The following is a 15,426-nucleotide window of genomic DNA, read 5'->3' as shown; positions in this document are numbered from 1 at the left end:
CGCTACCCTCCCGTGAACCCGCTACACGCTACCCTGCCGGGCGCTGATCACCGCGCCTGCAGGACCAGTTCCGGCGCGGGGGCGGACGGCGGGATGTTGTCGCGATTGACCAGCCACGATGCGATGTCGTGGAAGAGCGGGGCCGCGGAGGCCCCGAGCACGCCGCGCGAGGGGGCGTCGAGCATGATCGCGATCACATACCGTGGGTCGTCGGCGGGCAGGATGCCGGAGAAGGTGATCCAGTAGCGCGAGTTGGAGTAGCAGGAGCACCCGGGGTCGATCTGCTGCGCGGTGCCGGTCTTGCCACTGATCTGGTAGCCGGCGACCGCGGCCTGCGGGCCGGTGCCCCCGGACTGCACGACCGAGCGGAACATGTCCCGCACCGTGCGGGCGGTCTCGGTGCTGATGACCCGCTCACCTTCGGGACGCTCGGTCTCGGTGCGCTCGCCGTCGGGGCCGACGCGCTCGGCGACGATCCGCGGCGGCACGCGGACACCGTCGTTGGCGATGGTCTGGTAAATGCCCGCCATCTGCAGGGTGGTCATGGACAGGCCCTGCCCGATGGGCAGGTTGGCGAAGGTGCCGCCCTGCCAGTTCTGCAGGTCGGGCACCAGACCCTCGGACTCCCCGGCGAGTTCGATCCCCGAGCGCTGGCCGAGGCCGAACTTGTCGAGGTACTCGGAGAACGGCTCCTTGCCCACCCGCTGGGCGAGCATGAGTGTGCCGACGTTGGAGGACTTCCCGAAGATGCCGGTGGTGGTGTACGGGGTGGGGCCGTGCTGCCACGCGTCCGAGACGGTGACACCTTCCATCCGGATGCTGCCGTCCACGGAGTGGACCTCGTTCGGATCGGTCAGCCCCGCCTCGATCGCGGCGGCGGCGGTGATGATCTTCTGCACGGAGCCCGGTTCGAACGGCGAGGTGATCGCCGGGTTGCCCAGGTCCGCCCCCCGCTCGAGCTCGGCACCGACCCCGACGGCCGGGTTGAACGTGTTGTCGTTGGCCATCGCGCGGACCTCACCGGTGCGCGCGTCGAGCACGACGGCGGACGCGGTCTCGGCTCCGGAGGTGTCCTTGGCGGTCTGGATGGCCTTCTGCACGTGCCACTGCAGGTCCGCGTCCAGGGTGAGGCGGATGGTGTCGCCGTCGCGCGGCTCGGTCACGTTGCGCAGGGTGCCCGGGATGACGGTGTTGTCCTGGGCCCGGTCGAACGTCTGCCGTCCGTCCTCCCCGTCCAGTTCGTCGTTGAAGTGCGCCTCGATGCCCTGGAGTCCGATCAACTTGCCCTCGTCGCTCTTCGTCGTCGCACCGACGACGTTCGCGGCGAGCGCGCCCCCCGGGTACTCACGGATGTCGACGCGCTCGGCCCCGATCATGGGGTACTCGCGGGTGATGGCGTTGGCCAGCGTGACGTCGACGTTGCGGACGAGGTAGGTGAAGCCGCCCTCCGAGGTGAGTTTGGCCTCGATCTCGTCGCGGTCGACGGCGTCACCGAGCACGGTCTCGAACTCGTCGGCGATCTCCTCGACCAGTTCGTCCCAGGTGGGCTTGGTGCTGTCGAGTTCCCGTCGCGCCTCGGCGTTGCGCTGTTCGACCAGCGGCTGGATCGACAGGTCGCGGGCCTCGCGGGTGAACGCGATGGGGTCGCCGTTGAGGTCGACGATCGCTCCCCGCGTGGCGGGCAGGACCTCGTGGACCTGGCGTTGGCTCTCGGCGCGGGCCGCGAGCTCCGTTCCCCCGAGGGTCTGCACCCAGAAGAGCTTGACCAGCGCGATGACCATGATCATCGCGAAGGCGGAGCGCATGAAGGTGAAGCGTCGCTCGGTCGCCGAGGCGGTGAGGACCCTGCCGAACCGGTTCGGTGGCCGTCCGGCTCCCGGCGCGGTGCCGCGCGGGGCGCCCGAGGGGACCCGGGCGCCCGTTCCCGGGCTGCGTCGTTCGGTCATCTCCAGCGGGCCTTTCGGGGTTCGGGTGTCTAGAAGAGCTGTCCGGGCACCGGGGCGAGGGTCGCGGCGTCCTCACCGGGCGGTGCCGGAGCCGGCGGGACGAGGTCGGGCGCGGGGTCCGCCTGTGGGGCGGGAGCCGGCGGGGCGGACTCGGCCATGGCGGGCGGTGGGGCGACCGGGGACGGAGGGGCTGCGAGGGGCGGGTAGGGAACGGGGGCGACCCCGCGGGGCGTGCGGTCCTGGGGCGCCTGCGCGGGCGGTGCGTCGAATCCGTCCCGGTCGGACGACCTCGACGGTCCGGACGCTACCGGAGCGGGCTGCAGCGGCTTGATCGGCGCGCCGAGTTTCGCCTCGGGCTCGCCGACGATCTCGAGCACGCCGTCCGATCCCCTGGTCAGGATGGGTGCGCTGGCGACTCCGACCATGCCGAGCTTCTCAGCGCGCTGCGCCAGCACCTCGGCGGACCGGGCGCGTTCGTTGGACGCCTGCAGGGCCTCCATCCGTTCCACCAACTCCACGTTGGCGTCGCGGGCGTTCTTGAGGTCGTAGGTGTCCTGGGTGGTCTGCGCGGACAGCAGGAGGGTGCCGCCCACCCCCGCGCCGATGAGCAGGAGGAGGACGACGACGAAGGGAACCCTCGCGGCGAGCTCGGCGGGACTCAGACGTTCCGCCGGGACGACCACGGTCCGGCGGCCGCGCACCGAGCGGGTGACGGGCTTGCGTCGGAGGCCGACGGGTCGTCCCGCGGGTGCGGGCGCGCCGACACCCGGTGTCGTCGCCGGGCGGGTGTCGAGCCCACCGGCGGTGCCGGGCGTGTCGATCGTGCTCGTCATGGGGTTCTCCCGTCGATACGCCGGACACATCGCACGCGCACCGAGGCCGAGCGCGGGTTGTGGTCGATCTCCTCCTGTGAGGCCTTCTCCGCTCCCCTGGTGACCGCCTCGAACTCGGGGCCGTGGCCGGGGAGCTCCACGGGCAGGCCCGCCGGCGTCCGCGATGCGGTGCGCGTGGCCAGCTCGCGCTTGACGATCTTGTCCTCGAGGGAGTGGTAGGACATGAACACCGCACGGCCGCCGAGGCGGAGCAGGTCCAGGTATCCGGGCACCGCGTTCTCCACGGCCTCCAGCTCGGCGTTGACCTCGATGCGCAGGGCCTGGAACACGCGTTTGCCCGGGTGTCCGCCGGTCCGGCGGGCACCCTGCGGGATGGTGTCGTAGAGCAGCTCGACGAGTTGGGAGCTGGTCACGACGGGGTCGGTGTCCCGGCGGCGGACGATCGCCGCGGCGATCTGTCGCGCGAATCGCTCCTCGCCGTAGACGCGCAGGACGCGGGCGAGGTCGTCACGCGGGTAGTCGGCCAGGATGTCGGCCGCGGTGGGGCCGGTGGTGGGGTCCATCCTCATGTCGAGCGGGGAGTCGACCGAATACGCGAACCCTCGCTCGGCCACATCGAGCTGCATGGAGGAGACACCGAAGTCGAGCAGGATCCCGTCGATCGCGGGGCCCGCCTCGTCCCGGGACTCCCCGGGCAGGGCCGCCACGACGCGGTCGAAATCGTCGAAGCGGGCGTGAACCGGCGTGAACCGGTCGCGGTAGGCCGTGAGTCGACGGGTCGCCATCTCGAGGGCCTCGGGGTCGCGGTCGACACCGAGGATGCGCAACTCACCGAACTCGGCCAGCAGGTGGGAGGAATGCCCCCCGAGCCCGAGGGTCCCGTCCACGATGACGGGGACGCGACCGTCCTGCTCGGCCGCCTCGACGACGGGCCGGAAGAGCTCGATCGTCCGCTCGAGGAAGACGGGTATGTGCCCGGAGCGCGTGGCGTCGCGGTCGGCGTCGGACTCGTCTGCCATCTCGCCTCCTCGCGTCCGGAAGTCGTCGGTGCTCCGGTTGTGGTGGAGCCCCCTGGTCCCCGTCCGGTACCCACCTGGCGTTGGGGAAGTACGTCAGGGTGGTGCCGGGCAGGGGCCGGGGGGCTCCGTCCGTCGTGCTCTCGCTTGCTCGTGTCCGTCCTCTCCCCGGATCAGAATTCGATCCCGAGCGAGGTGCCCTCCATCTCGGAGAACACGGGTAGGTTCTCCTCGCTGTAGCGGTCCCACGCCTCGGCGTCCCAGACCTCGAGACGCTCCCCGAGGCCGTTGACGACGCAGTCCTTGTCCAGACCCGCGTAGTTCCGCTGACTCGCCGGGATGGAGATCCGTCCCTGCGAGTCCAGTTGTTGGACTTCCGCGCCGCTCACCAGGAGCCGGAAGAACGCCATGTGCCTCTCGCTGAGGTTGGCGGTCGGCCGGACCTTTCTGACCAGCGCGTCGAACTCGTCCTCAGGGAAGACCGAGAGCGTGTTGGTGAACCACCCACACACCACCACCCCGTCCGCCAGGCCTGGCCTGAATCTGGCGGGGATCGTCAGCCGCCCCTTGTCATCGAGCTTGGGACGGTGTGTCCCGTACCCGACGAAGGCTCGTTCACGTCCGGAGTCGACGAGATCGGTGTCGGTCACCCGCCACCTCCTGGGGTCCAGGCCCATCGAGCTCCTTGCGTGCCCCACTCTACCCCACAACGCCCCACAAACAAGGCCTGCGCCCCACTTCGCCCCACTGTCTCACATCACCGCAGTTCAGTGGCCGTAGACGCCCTGCAGTCGCCGTCCCGACACCGGATCAACGGCCCGGAGAGCGCCCACTTCCGCGGTTCTCTTGGGACTCATGTGACTCGAGACGGCTCTCGTGGCAGCCGAGCCGGCCCCTGTGGGGAGATGTGGGGCGGAGGGGTGGGGCGTGGTGGGGAGCACGGGTGGGACGTGGTGGGGAGGAAGGACGGAGCGCCGGCATCTCGGCCGGGTCGGACGTTCCGGGTCGCGACGGGCTCCGGGCTGCCGGCCCGAGAGCGTCAGACAAATGGACGAAGGGGTGAGCGCGTGTGCGCTCACCCCTTCGTCGAAAGGCCGTGGGACGGGCCGGTCAGGGCTCCTGGTCGAACCGTCGGCGGAAGCGGTCCTCCATGCGGGAGGAGTAGTTCCGCCCGTCGGCGGGCTTGGCCGATGTCCGCCCGGTGCCGGGGACCCGGGGGCCGCCGGTGCCCTTGGCGCCGGCGACGCCGTGCGACGGCGTGGACCGCAGCGCGAGGACACCCGCCGCGAACATGACCAGGAACCCGACGAGACTCAGTACCGGGAAGCCGCCTGGCTTGAAGTCGAGGGCGAGCCCGCCGATCAGAAGCGCCACACCGAGGATCGCCAGCGCGACCACCAGGCCCGCCGGACGACGAGCACCGGTCGCACCGGTCTTTCGGACAGACGACGCGAACTTCGGGTCGTCGGCGTAGAGCGCGCTCTCGATTTCCTTGAGCATGCGCTGCTCGTGCTCGGACAGGGGCACTTCGACCTCCTTCAGATGCTCGTGACGAACGAGCGCGGCCGGCTCGGTCGGTTCGCACCAACCGTGGATGGGGGATCAGCCGGTCAGGGTTCCCCCCATCATACGAGGGCAACGCGGCGGGTACCACCGGGATTCCCCTCTGAGACCTGAGGATTCCCCCGTCTCACCGCCCGGCCCCTCAGGCGGCGGGGCCGAGGACCCCCAACCGCTCGTCCACCAGATCGAGAAACCGTCCCACCGCCCACAGGAAATCGTCCGCCATCCGGTCCGAGACGGTACGCGGGAGCCCGTCCTCGACCGCCGCCGCCAGAGCGGAGTACCCACTGAAGGCGGTCGCCCACCGCTCCAGCTCCGGCACCTCCGCCGCGAGCCGGTGCCACACGTCCGCGGGACCGCGTCGCCGCGGCCCGGGGGCCAGCAGGGCCCCGGCCGCGTACCTCGCGGCGCGGTACGACTCGAGGAACCGCTCGGAGGGAGCAGCGGCGGCGATCGCGCGCCCGCGGTGCAGCTCCGCACGACTCGCCCGTCCGAGGGTTCCCACCGCTCCCCCGCCGGCCGTCCGCATCCTGTTCCTGGTGTCCATCTCCCCTGCACCTCCCCTTCTGCGCGCACGGTATCGCCGGGGTACGACACAACCGGACGCCCCGTATCCGCGCCCGTGATCAAATGGGGTCGATGGACACCGTGATCACCCGGCTCGACGCAGCCGACTTCCGAGACCGACTGCCCGAGGCTCTGGGGGTCTACGTCGACGCCATGGGCTATCCGCCGCAGGTGGTCCGCTCCCGGGCCGCGGCGTGGATGGAGCACAGCTACCGGGACGGCTGGTCCGGTGTGGCCGCGTTCGAGGCCCCGCGCCGACGGCTGCTCGGTCAGACCAGGGGGCAGCTCGTCGCCATCTGCTACGGCTACCACGGCGCTCCCGGGCAGTGGTGGTACGACCAGGTCTCCCGGGGACTGCGGGACCGGGACCGTGAGCTCCCGCCCGACTACGTGGAACTGACCGAGCTGCACGTCTCACCGGGACTGCAGGGGCGCGGAATCGGCGCGACCCTCGTGCGGACCTTCCTGGCCGACCGGCCGGAGAGTACGGTGCTGCTGTCGACCCCGGAGGTCGACGGCGAGGACAACGCGGCCTGGCGCCTGTACCGGTCGTTGGGGTTCACCGATGTGCTGCGTTCGTATCGGTTCCAGGGGGACGCGAGACCGTTCGCCGTCCTGGCCCGGTCGCTACCGCTCGCCGAGATCGGAGACCGAACGTGACCCCCCGGCATGACGTGGTGGTGATCGGCTCCGGGCACAACGGACTGGTGTGCGCCGCCTACGTCGCCCGCGCCGGGCTCGACGTGCACGTGGTCGAACGGGACACGGTGATCGGCGGCGCCACGTCGACGGTCGAACGGTACCCGGGCCACCGCACCGACCGTGGGTCCTCGGCACATCTGATGATCCGCCACACCGGGATCCCGGAAGAGCTCGGGCTGGAGGCCCACGGACTGCGCTACGTGGACTGCGACCCGTGGGGCTTCGCGCCCGCCCCTCCGGGATCCGACGCGCCACCGATCGTCTTCCACCGTGACCTCGACGCCACGTGCGCCAGCATCGCGGTGGCCTGCGGTGAGGCCGACGCCGTCGCGTACCGGGAGTTCGTCCGCCGGTGGGACGTCCTGGCGGGACGGATGATGAAGGGGTTCGCGGTCCGCCCCACCGCCCCGGGTCTCGGTTCGGCGTTCCTCGGGGCCGACGACCTGCGCGATCCGTTCGGCGCGGTCCAGACTTTCCTGTCCTCCGGTGACGCGCTGCTGGATGCGATGTTCACCTCGGAGCGCCTCAAGGCGGCACTGTCGTGGTTCGGTGCGCAGTCGGGGCCGCCGATGTCCCACCCCGCCACAGCCCCCATGATCGGGTTCGCCGCCCTGATGCACCGGATCCCGCCGGGACGCGCGATCGGCGGTTCGGGCGCGCTCGCGGAGGCCCTCACGGCCTCCGTCCGGGCGCACGGGGGGACGGTCACCGCCGGTGCCGGCGCCACCTCGATCAGGCGCTCCGGTTCGGGATGGCGCGTCGACACGGAGGGCGGGCGATCCCTGTACTGCTCGGCCGTGGTCGCCGCCTGCCACGTCCACACGACCCTGGACCTCCTCGCCGGCGAACTCCCGGCTTCGACGCTGGACGGGTGGCGGCGGCGGATCAGGCCCGGTTTCGGACTGGGGATGGCCGTCAGGCTCGGTACCGACTCGCTGCCCACCTATCCCGGCGTGCCCACGAGCACCAGCGCCCACGGCCTGCAACTGCTCGTCACCGACCGACGGGACCTCGACCGCCGCTACGGCGTCGCCGCCGCGGGCGGCCTCGACGCCGATCCCGCCGTCCTGGCGATGAGCTTCAGCGCGCTCGACCCCTCGCTGGCTCCGGAGGGTCGCCACGAGTTGACGCTGTGGTCGCAGTGGCACCCGCGCCACCTGGCCGACGGCCGTGGCTGGTCGGATGAGGGCGCCGCGGAGGCGGACCGGATCATCGCGGTCGCGGACCGCTTCGCGCCGGGGCTGGCCGACTCGATCGTCCACCGTCACGTCCAGACCCCCGAGGACCTGGAGACCGAACTCGGCCTGATCGGCGGAAACGTCATGCACGTGGAGATGTCCCTCGACCAGATGCTGCCGATGCGTCCCCACCCCGATCTGCGCGGTCACGCCGTGCCCGGGGCCGACGGCGTGTTCCTGGCGGGGGCCTCGACCCACCCCGGTGGCGGTGTGATCGGGACCAGCGGCAGGACGGTGGCGCGGCTCGTGACCCGCCGACTCGGCAGGTCGGCGCGGCGACGGCGGGGATCACGGGCACAATGACCGCCGTGACCCCGCCCCATCCGACAGCGAACGCCCCCACGAGCAGTGGCCGCTCCCGACTGCCCCGGCGACTGGCTGGTCTCACGGCCCTGACCACCCTGCTGGTGCTCCTGTCCGGGTGCCTCCAGCTGAACGCCCAGATGAGCGTCCGCAAGGACGACACCGTCTCCGGCCGGATCCTCGTGGCGGGGGACCAGCCCGCGCAGGCGGCCGCGCTCGACCGGATCACCACGCCGTCCGGGCTCGAGCAGAAGGTCCGCATCACCCCCTACTCGGCGGACGGCTTCACCGGCCGCGAGATCTACTTCACCCAGCTGACGTTTGCGGAGGTCGACACGCTCACCCTCGCGATCGATATCGAGGGCGCACGGCCGTACAGCCTGGGCTTTCGACGCAGTGGCGACACGGTCTCGTTCAGCGGATCGGTGGACCTGTCCCTGCTGCCCGCCGACCGCGCCGAGACGGCGACCACCCGGGTCGATCTGACCTTCCCCAACCGCATCAAGGAGACCAACGGCACCATTGGGGCCGGCAACTCCGTCAGCTGGTCCCCCGCGCCGGGGTCCATCACGCGGATGCAGGCCTCGTCGTCGTATCCCGACCCGGCCGCACGCGGGTTCGCGGTGTGGATGATCGTCGGGATCGGCACCGCCCTGCTGGTGTCCATCGGGACGATCCTGGCCGCCCGGACGTCCAGGGCCCGTGCCGACCGGCTGGTGCGCTGACCCGAGCCGCACCCCCACCGGGGCGGATCAGATCCTGCCGGCCGCCACCCCGGGGGCGGGGGCCATCGACAGGTTGGTGAGGACCTCGTGGGTGGCCTTGGAGAAGTTCAGGGTGTTGAAGTGCAGGCACGGGACACCCTCGGCGATCAGTCGCTCGCACATGCGGGTGGTGAGATCGATCCCGACCTCACGGACCGCCGCCCGGTTCTCCTCGGGCCCGTCCCCGGCCGCGGTCCGGAGCCGCTCGGCCAGGTCGTCGGGCAGGGCGCAGCCCGAGAGCTCGACCATCCGCTGGACCTGCCGCAGACTCGTGACCGGCATGAGTCCGGGGATGATGGGCTTGGCGCCCTGCTCCGGGTCGGCGGCGACGGCGCGGTCCCGCAGGCGCAGGTAGTGCTCCACGTCCCAGAACATCTGGGTGATCGAGTACTCGGCGCCGGCCCGGAGCTTGTTCACCAGGATCTCGGAGTCGTGCTCGAGGTCCCGGGCCCGGTAGTGCCCCTCGGGGAAGGACGCCACCCCGACGTGGAAGTCCCCCACCTCGTGGATCAGACGGACGAGTTCCTCGGCGTAGTGCAGCCCCTCGGGGTGAGCCGTCCACTCGCCCAGCGGGTCCCCGGGCGGGTCCCCGCGCAGGGCGAGGATGTTGGACACCCCGACCTCGCCGTACATGCGGATCATGTCGGTGAGTTCGGCCACCGTGTGGTCCACCGCCGTCAGGTGCGCTATCGGCAGCAGATCGGTCTCGCGGACGAGCCGCTCGACGACCCGGACCGTCCGGTCCCGCGTGGATCCGCCGGCCCCGTAGGTGACCGAGACGAACGCCGCCCCGAGGTCGGAGAACACGGTGGCGGCGCGCCAGAGTCGGTCCTCGGCGGCCTCGTCGCGCGGCGGGTAGAACTCGACGGAGAACGGAACCCTCGGGGTGGTCGACGTCGCGATCCGCTCCACGATGCTCGGGTGCCGGCCGCCGTCCGTCGGGTCGGAGTCGGGTAGCTGGGTCACCCGACCAGGGTAGCCCGACGCGCGCCACGTCCGGCCGCCGCCCGACGACTAGGATCGTCGGCGACGAGGGCGGCCGAACACCGGCGCCCGGAAGGAATGGTGCCCGTGGTCACGGCGACTCGCCCCGACGACGGAGAACGCGTCCTCGACGCGCTCCGCCGACTCATCGACGAACGGCGCACGGTCGTGGCGGGGATCGACGAGCGGGTCGACCGCCTGGCCGGCCTGCTCTCCGACTTCGTCCTCGACGGCGGCAAACGGATGCGACCACGGTTCGCCCTGGCCGGCTGGGCCGCCGCGAGCGACGCGGACGCTCCCGCCCCGGACGAGGTCGTGACCGCCTGCGCGGCGCTCGAACTGATCCAGGCCTGTGCGCTGGTCCACGACGACATCGTGGACGCCTCCGACACCCGGCGAGGCCGCCCCACCGTCCACCGGACGATCGAGGCCGCGCACCGCGACGAGGGTTGGGACGGGGACGCGGCCCGCTACGGCGTCTCCCAGGCCATCCTCGTGGGCGACCTGGCCCTGACGTGGGCCGACGAGATGTTCGTGACCTCCGGGGTACCCCCCGAGGCCCTGGCCCGCGCGCTGGGTCCCTGGTACGCCATGAAGACAGAGGTCCTGTCGGGGCAGATGCTCGACATTCTCGCCGAGGCCTCGGGCGCCACCGACGAGCTCACCCCGGCCCGGGTGAACCGCTTCAAGACCGCGGCCTACACGGTGGAGCGGCCACTGCACATCGGCGCCGAGCTGGCGGGTGCCGGGACGGAGACCGTCTCGGCCCTGCGGGAGTTCGGGGTGGCCGTGGGCCAGGCGTTCCAGTTGCGGGACGACATGCTGGGCGTGTTCGGCGACCCGGAGGTCACCGGCAAGCCCTCCGGGGACGATCTGCGGGAGGGCAAGCGCACCCTGCTGCTCGCCCGTGCGACCGCCCTCGCCCCCCGCCGGGACGCCGAGTTCCTCCTCGGAGTTCTCGGGACGCAACCCGACGCGGCCACGCTCGAACGCGCGCGCAGCATCCTCGTGGAGTCCGGTGCGGTGGTCTCGGTGGAGGCCGAGATCGACGCGTTGACCACCCGCGCCCTGGACGCCGTGGCCTCCGATGCGATCAGCGACCACGGGCGGGACACACTGCGCGCACTGGCGGAGGCCGCGACCCGCAGGCGGGCCTGATCCGTGCTCGGAGCGTCCGCCCCCCGGCCGGAGGCGACCACCTCGTCGTCGTCGCCATTGTCGTCATCACCATCGTCGCGGATCCGCCGGGCGACCACCGCGACGACCGCCTCGGCCCGCGCCGCCCTGACCGGTCCCTCCGGTCCGGCGCTGTGGCGCGGCGTCCTCGGCTCGGTCCTGCTCACCATCGCCGGTTTCGGCGCGGGCGCCCTGCCCGTGGACGGCGGCGTCGCGGTCGCGGTGGGGCTGCCCGGGTACACGTTCGGCCACGGTGAGGTCCTCGCCCTCATCCTCTGCTGGGCGGGCGTCGCGCTGCTGGTCACCTCGTGGCTCGCGCTCGGCCCCCGGGCGGTCTCGGGCCGCCTCCCCACCCGGGACGCCGTGTGGGCCACGGCCCTGTGGTCGGCGCCGATGCTGCCCGCGGTCCCCCTGTTCAGCCGCGACGCCTGGTCCTACCTGGCGCAGGGCGCCATGAGCGCCGCGGGAGTGGACCCGTACCACCACGGACCGGAGGCCAACCCCGGCCCCTTCACCGACGAGGTCAGCCCGGACTGGCAGTCCACCGCGACCCCGTACGGCCCGCTGCACCTGCTGCTCATGCGCGTCGTCGTGGCGCTGTCCGGCGGCCACCCGGCGGTGGGGATCGTCATCCTCGGGGTGGTGGTACTCGCCGCACTGGCCGGGCTCGTCGCGCTCGTGGTCGCCCTGGCCCGCCGCGCCGGGGTGGACGCCGGCGCCGCGGTGTGGATGGCGGGCGCCTCCCCGCTGTCCGTGATCCACTTCGCGGGCGGGCTGCACAACGAGATCTTCCCGCTGGTGGCATGCGTCGGCGCCGTGGTCCTCACGCTCGACCGGCGCTACGCGTGGGCCGGGGCGGCGATCGGGATCGCGGTGGCGTTCAAGGCCACCGCCGTGATCGTGGCGCCGTTCCTGCTGTGGATCGCCCTGGACCGACGGCGGACGTCGATCGGGGCGCGCCGCCCCCTCGTCGGCGCCCTCGTCGACACCGGGGCCGCGGCGGGGGCCGCCGCCGTCGCGTTCGCCCTGGCGACCCTCGCCTCGGGCACCGGGTTCGGCTGGCTCGACGCGATCTCCGTCTCCGACCGGGTCATCAACTACCTCAGCGCGCCCACCGCCGTGGCACACCTGGTCCACGCCGTGGTCGACACCCCCGGATTCGAGGACGTCCTGGCGGTCGCCCGCCGCGTCGGACGCGTGGTCCTGGGGGTCACCCTCGTCGTGGTGTGGTGGCTCCACCGGCGTGACACCCGCTCGGCGCTCCGCGGCATCATGGTCGCGCTGCTGGCCTTCGTGGTCCTCAACTCGCTGGCCTGGCCCTGGTATTACGTGTGGGTGGCGGCGTTCTGGGTCGCCGCCCGACCCGGTCGACGCGCCACCACGGCCGCCGTGGCGGTGACCGTCTTCCTCGTGATGGCGATCGGACCCAACGGGTCGACCAGCCTCTACAGCCCCGCGCTCGTCGGGGCGGCCCTCGCGGCATCCCTCGCCGCGGTCTGGTGGTGGCGGCGCGCGACCGCCGGGGTCAGAACGCCATCGCCTGGGCGCGCCGCATGACCTCGCGGGCGCGGTGACCGTGTAGCGCGTCGGCCGGCCGGCCGGGCAGGCTGTCGTCCTCGGCGAACAGCCACCGCAGGATCTCCTCGTCCCGGTAGCCGCCGTCCCGCAGGACCGCGACCAGCCCGGGCAGGAAGCGCACGACCTCGTCGTCGTCATCCAGGAAGGTCGCCGGCACCACCACGATGCCCGCTCGCCGCACGGCGAGCAGGGTCCCGTCGCGCAGGAGATCGTGCACGCGGGTCACGGGGATGCCCAGGCGCTCGGACACCGCGGGGAGGTTGATGGTCTCGACGTCGGCGGGCAGGACGTCGTCGGCGTGCGGAACAGTACTCACGCCACCCAGGTTAGTCCCACGGGTGCGCCCGGGCCCCACCGGCGGTGCCGGCGCGGCCGACGGCGTCGGGCTACGGACCCCGTCCGCTAGGGACGTACCGCGGACGGGACGGGAGGGGCAGAATGGACGACATGAGCACTTACGACGGGAAGCCCCCCGGCCCAGGGACACTGCTCGACGGGCGATACCGGCTCGACGCCGTCATCGCCCGCGGCGGGATGTCCACCGTCCACCTGGCCACCGACGAGCGGTTGGACCGCCACGTCGCCGTCAAGCTGCTCGATCCGACCCTCGCCGGGGACAAGGCGTTCGTCGACCGCTTCACCCTCGAGGCCAGGTCGGTGGCCCGCCTGTCGGACTCCGGCATCGTCCAGGTCTTCGACCAGGGCGTCGAGGCCGACACCGCGTTCCTCGTGATGGAACTCGTGCCCGGAGGCACGTTGCGGGAGCTGCTCGACGAGCGTGGCCCCATGCCCCCGTACGCCGCGGCCGCCGTCCTGCGTCCGCTCCTCGGCGCCCTGCGGGAGGCCCACCAGGCCGGGCTGGTGCACCGCGACATCAAGCCCGAGAACGTGCTGATCTCCGGCAGCGGCGCGGTCAAACTCGCCGACTTCGGCCTGGTCCGGGCGGTGGCCGAGTCCCGCGCCACCTCGAGCAGCGTGGTGATGGGCACGGCGGCCTACCTGTCCCCCGAACAGATCTCCGGCGCCGACACCGACGCCCGGTCCGACCTGTACTCCCTCGGCGTTCTCGCCTACGAGATGCTCACCGGGGAGCCACCGTTCAGCGGTGACAACACCATCGCCGTGGCCTACCGTCGCCTCGACACCGACGTGCCGGCCCCCTCCGACCAGTCCGACACCGTGGCCGAGGACCTCGACCACCTGATCCTGCGCGCCACGCGACGCAGCCGTGAGGACCGCTACGCCGACGCCGGCGAGATGCTGCGGGACCTGGACCAGGCCGCCAGGATCGGCCGGTTCCCCGACTATGTCGTCCCGGCACCACGGCAGTCCTCGTGGTCGCGGGCGCGGGCCAACGCCGCGCGGGCCACCCCGGGCGGGGAGTCCGAGTTCGACGCCGCCGACCGTGAGAGCGGAGAGGCGCTGAGGCGGGGCGGCGGGCCGACACCGACGCGGGTGGACACCATGGTGGCCCCGGCGGCGGCGGGTCCCGGGGCGGGAGCGGGGGCCGGCCCTGCTCCTGCGCACTGGCACGGCACGGGATCGGGCCACTATCCCCCCGGCGGCAACGAGCCCGCGCCCGACCGGGACGTCATCCGGCCCCGCCGCCAGCGCGGCATGCTGTGGCTCATCGTGGTGCTCGCCGCCGCGATCGGCCTGGCCGTGGCCGGCTGGTGGCTGGGTTCCGGCCGGTTCGTGGAGGTGCCGTCGGTCCAGGGTATGTCGGTGGGGCAGGCGACCGAGGCGGTCAACGCCGTCGGGTTGGCCGCCGCGACCCGCGACGCCTTCAGCAACGACGTCCCCCCGTCCGCGCTGGTGGGCACCGACCCCGCGGCGGGCGAGCGGGTGCCGCGCGGCGACACCGTCGATGTGTTGGTGTCCGTCGGTCGCCCCGTGGTGCCCGAGGTCGGCGCCGACAGGTCGGCGGACGCCGTGTCCGCAGCGCTGCGGGAGAACTCACTGGAACCGGTCCGGGGCGGGAACGAGTACTCGGACTCGGTACCCGTCGGCCAGGTGGTCTCCCTCCAGCCGGGCGCGGGCACGACCGTCGACGTGGGCACCCGGGTGGCCATGGTGACCAGTTCCGGCCCCGCACCCGTCGCCGTCCCCGAGGTCGTGGGCCTGGAGGAGGACCAGGCGCGCGCGGCCCTGGAGGGCGCGGGCCTCACCGTGTCACAGGTCAGACGGGTCTACGACGACGAGGTGGACGGCGGCGTGGCCGTGGGCACCGACCCGGACAGCGGAACCGACGTGTCCCGCGGGGACGGGGTCGTCCTGCTCGTCTCCAATGCACTGACCGTGCCGGACCTCCGGGACGTGCCCCTCGACGAGGCGACCGGGATCCTCGAGGACGAGGGGTTCACGATCGTCCGCGAATCGCCCGTGACCGATCGTCAGATCTCCGACGGCCGCGTGGTGCGCACCGATCCGCCCGCCGGGACCCGGCTCGACCCGACGAACGCGGTGCTGCGGGTCGTCCCGTCGGACGCGGTGACCGTCCCGGTGGTGCTGGGTTCGCGGGCCTCCGACGCGCGCCGGACGCTGCAGGACGCCGGGCTCGAGGCCACCATCGACTCGGGAACGTCGAGGGGGATCGTCTACGGCCAGACCCCGCTGCCCGGCCGGGTGGTGGCCAGGGGCAGCGAGGTCGAGATCGACGCGCTCGGCTAGGGCCGGCCGCGTCTCCGGCGCGGGCCGGCCGTGCCCCCGGGGGCGCGGCCGGCCGTGCCTCCGGGGGCGCGGCCGGCCGTGCCTCC

14 protein-coding genes are annotated in these 15,426 nt (G+C 72.6%); 6 read left to right on the top strand and 8 right to left on the bottom strand.

Annotated elements, in window-relative coordinates:
• Positions 1-47: 47 nt before the first annotated feature.
• The 6 genes from AYO52_RS04445 to AYO52_RS04420 form a co-directional block, all read right to left on the bottom strand.
• The gene (locus AYO52_RS04445) at positions 48-1,946 is read right to left on the bottom strand and encodes a penicillin-binding protein 2 (RefSeq protein ID WP_067713767.1); all 1,899 of its coding nucleotides are present in this window, start codon (positions 1,944-1,946) and stop codon (positions 48-50) included.
• 29 nt (positions 1,947-1,975) lie between these two features.
• A complete protein-coding gene (locus AYO52_RS04440; RefSeq protein ID WP_067713764.1) occupies positions 1,976-2,779 on the bottom strand; it encodes a hypothetical protein in 804 nt (267 codons plus the stop codon).
• Positions 2,776-3,798, bottom strand: a complete 1,023-nt coding sequence (rsmH, locus tag AYO52_RS04435) for a 16S rRNA (cytosine(1402)-N(4))-methyltransferase RsmH (RefSeq protein WP_067713761.1) — start codon at positions 3,796-3,798, stop codon at positions 2,776-2,778. Before rsmH ends, AYO52_RS04440 begins: the two co-directional genes overlap by 4 nt.
• Before the next feature lie 170 nt (positions 3,799-3,968).
• Positions 3,969-4,445 (bottom strand): division/cell wall cluster transcriptional repressor MraZ, encoded by a 477-nt coding sequence (gene mraZ / locus AYO52_RS04430; protein WP_067713759.1) that lies wholly within the window; start codon positions 4,443-4,445, stop codon positions 3,969-3,971.
• 460 nt (positions 4,446-4,905) lie between these two features.
• Entirely contained in the window at positions 4,906-5,322 is a 417-nt protein-coding gene (locus AYO52_RS04425; RefSeq protein ID WP_067713756.1) for a DUF3040 domain-containing protein, read from the bottom strand.
• A gap of 178 nt (positions 5,323-5,500) precedes the next feature.
• Complete coding sequence (locus tag AYO52_RS04420) at positions 5,501-5,905, bottom strand: SAV_6107 family HEPN domain-containing protein (RefSeq protein WP_067713753.1); 405 nt, start codon at positions 5,903-5,905, stop codon at positions 5,501-5,503.
• A gap of 92 nt (positions 5,906-5,997) precedes the next feature.
• Between AYO52_RS04420 and AYO52_RS04415 the strand changes: the two genes are divergently transcribed.
• From AYO52_RS04415 to AYO52_RS04405, 3 genes are read left to right on the top strand one after another with little or no spacing between them, the layout of a single operon-like run.
• A complete protein-coding gene (locus tag AYO52_RS04415; RefSeq protein ID WP_067713875.1) occupies positions 5,998-6,585 on the top strand; it encodes an N-acetyltransferase in 588 nt (195 codons plus the stop codon).
• The gene (locus AYO52_RS04410; RefSeq protein ID WP_067713751.1) at positions 6,582-8,168 is read left to right on the top strand and encodes an NAD(P)/FAD-dependent oxidoreductase; all 1,587 of its coding nucleotides are present in this window, start codon (positions 6,582-6,584) and stop codon (positions 8,166-8,168) included. Before AYO52_RS04415 ends, AYO52_RS04410 begins: the two co-directional genes overlap by 4 nt.
• Complete coding sequence (locus tag AYO52_RS04405) at positions 8,165-8,893, top strand: DUF3153 domain-containing protein (protein ID WP_067713748.1); 729 nt, start codon at positions 8,165-8,167, stop codon at positions 8,891-8,893. The genes AYO52_RS04410 and AYO52_RS04405 overlap by 4 nt, the downstream gene beginning before the upstream one ends.
• A 27-nt stretch (positions 8,894-8,920) precedes the next feature.
• On the opposite strand, the gene metF is transcribed toward AYO52_RS04405, so the two are convergent.
• A complete protein-coding gene (gene metF / locus AYO52_RS04400) occupies positions 8,921-9,898 on the bottom strand; it encodes a methylenetetrahydrofolate reductase [NAD(P)H] (protein ID WP_067713745.1) in 978 nt (325 codons plus the stop codon).
• Positions 9,899-9,994: 96 nt separating this feature from the next.
• Between metF and AYO52_RS04395 the strand changes: the two genes are divergently transcribed.
• Both AYO52_RS04395 and mptB read left to right on the top strand, forming a co-directional pair.
• Positions 9,995-11,074, top strand: coding sequence for a polyprenyl synthetase family protein (locus AYO52_RS04395; RefSeq protein ID WP_067713742.1), 1,080 nt, complete (start codon positions 9,995-9,997; stop codon positions 11,072-11,074).
• Between the two features lie 3 nt (positions 11,075-11,077).
• Positions 11,078-12,649: a polyprenol phosphomannose-dependent alpha 1,6 mannosyltransferase MptB gene (mptB, locus tag AYO52_RS04390; protein ID WP_253696073.1), complete on the top strand. Its 1,572-nt coding sequence runs from the start codon at positions 11,078-11,080 to the stop codon at positions 12,647-12,649.
• Here mptB and AYO52_RS04385 read toward each other — a convergent pair.
• Positions 12,618-12,986, bottom strand: coding sequence for an Rv2175c family DNA-binding protein (locus AYO52_RS04385; protein ID WP_067713740.1), 369 nt, complete (start codon positions 12,984-12,986; stop codon positions 12,618-12,620). The two genes, mptB and AYO52_RS04385, sit on opposite strands and share 32 nt — an antisense overlap.
• 131 nt (positions 12,987-13,117) lie before the next feature.
• Here AYO52_RS04385 and pknB point away from each other — a divergent pair, with 131 nt between their 5' ends.
• Positions 13,118-15,340 carry a Stk1 family PASTA domain-containing Ser/Thr kinase gene (gene pknB, locus AYO52_RS04380; protein ID WP_253701888.1) on the top strand — a complete coding sequence of 741 codons (2,223 nt, stop codon included), beginning with the start codon at positions 13,118-13,120 and terminating at the stop codon, positions 15,338-15,340.
• Positions 15,341-15,426: the final 86 nt, after the last annotated feature.

This window comes from Dietzia sp. 111N12-1 (assembly GCF_001658045.1).
Lineage (GTDB): Bacteria > Actinomycetota > Actinomycetes > Mycobacteriales > Mycobacteriaceae > Dietzia > Dietzia kunjamensis.
This window is presented reverse-complemented; position numbering and strand designations above follow the sequence as displayed.

What these genes read in the sequence shown, in the direction of transcription:
- AYO52_RS04445 (WP_067713767.1), bottom strand. Translation starts at nt 1,946, where the DNA reads ATGACCGAACGACGCAGCCCGGGAACGGGCGCCCGGGTCCCCTCGGGC.
- AYO52_RS04440 (WP_067713764.1), bottom strand. Translation starts at nt 2,779, where the DNA reads ATGACGAGCACGATCGACACGCCCGGCACCGCCGGTGGGCTCGACACC.
- pknB (WP_253701888.1), top strand. Translation starts at nt 13,118, where the DNA reads ATGAGCACTTACGACGGGAAGCCCCCCGGCCCAGGGACACTGCTCGAC.
- AYO52_RS04405 (WP_067713748.1), top strand. Translation starts at nt 8,165, where the DNA reads ATGACCGCCGTGACCCCGCCCCATCCGACAGCGAACGCCCCCACGAGC.
- AYO52_RS04420 (WP_067713753.1), bottom strand. Translation starts at nt 5,905, where the DNA reads ATGGACACCAGGAACAGGATGCGGACGGCCGGCGGGGGAGCGGTGGGA.
- AYO52_RS04395 (WP_067713742.1), top strand. Translation starts at nt 9,995, where the DNA reads ATGGTGCCCGTGGTCACGGCGACTCGCCCCGACGACGGAGAACGCGTC.
- rsmH (WP_067713761.1), bottom strand. Translation starts at nt 3,798, where the DNA reads ATGGCAGACGAGTCCGACGCCGACCGCGACGCCACGCGCTCCGGGCAC.
- AYO52_RS04415 (WP_067713875.1), top strand. Translation starts at nt 5,998, where the DNA reads ATGGACACCGTGATCACCCGGCTCGACGCAGCCGACTTCCGAGACCGA.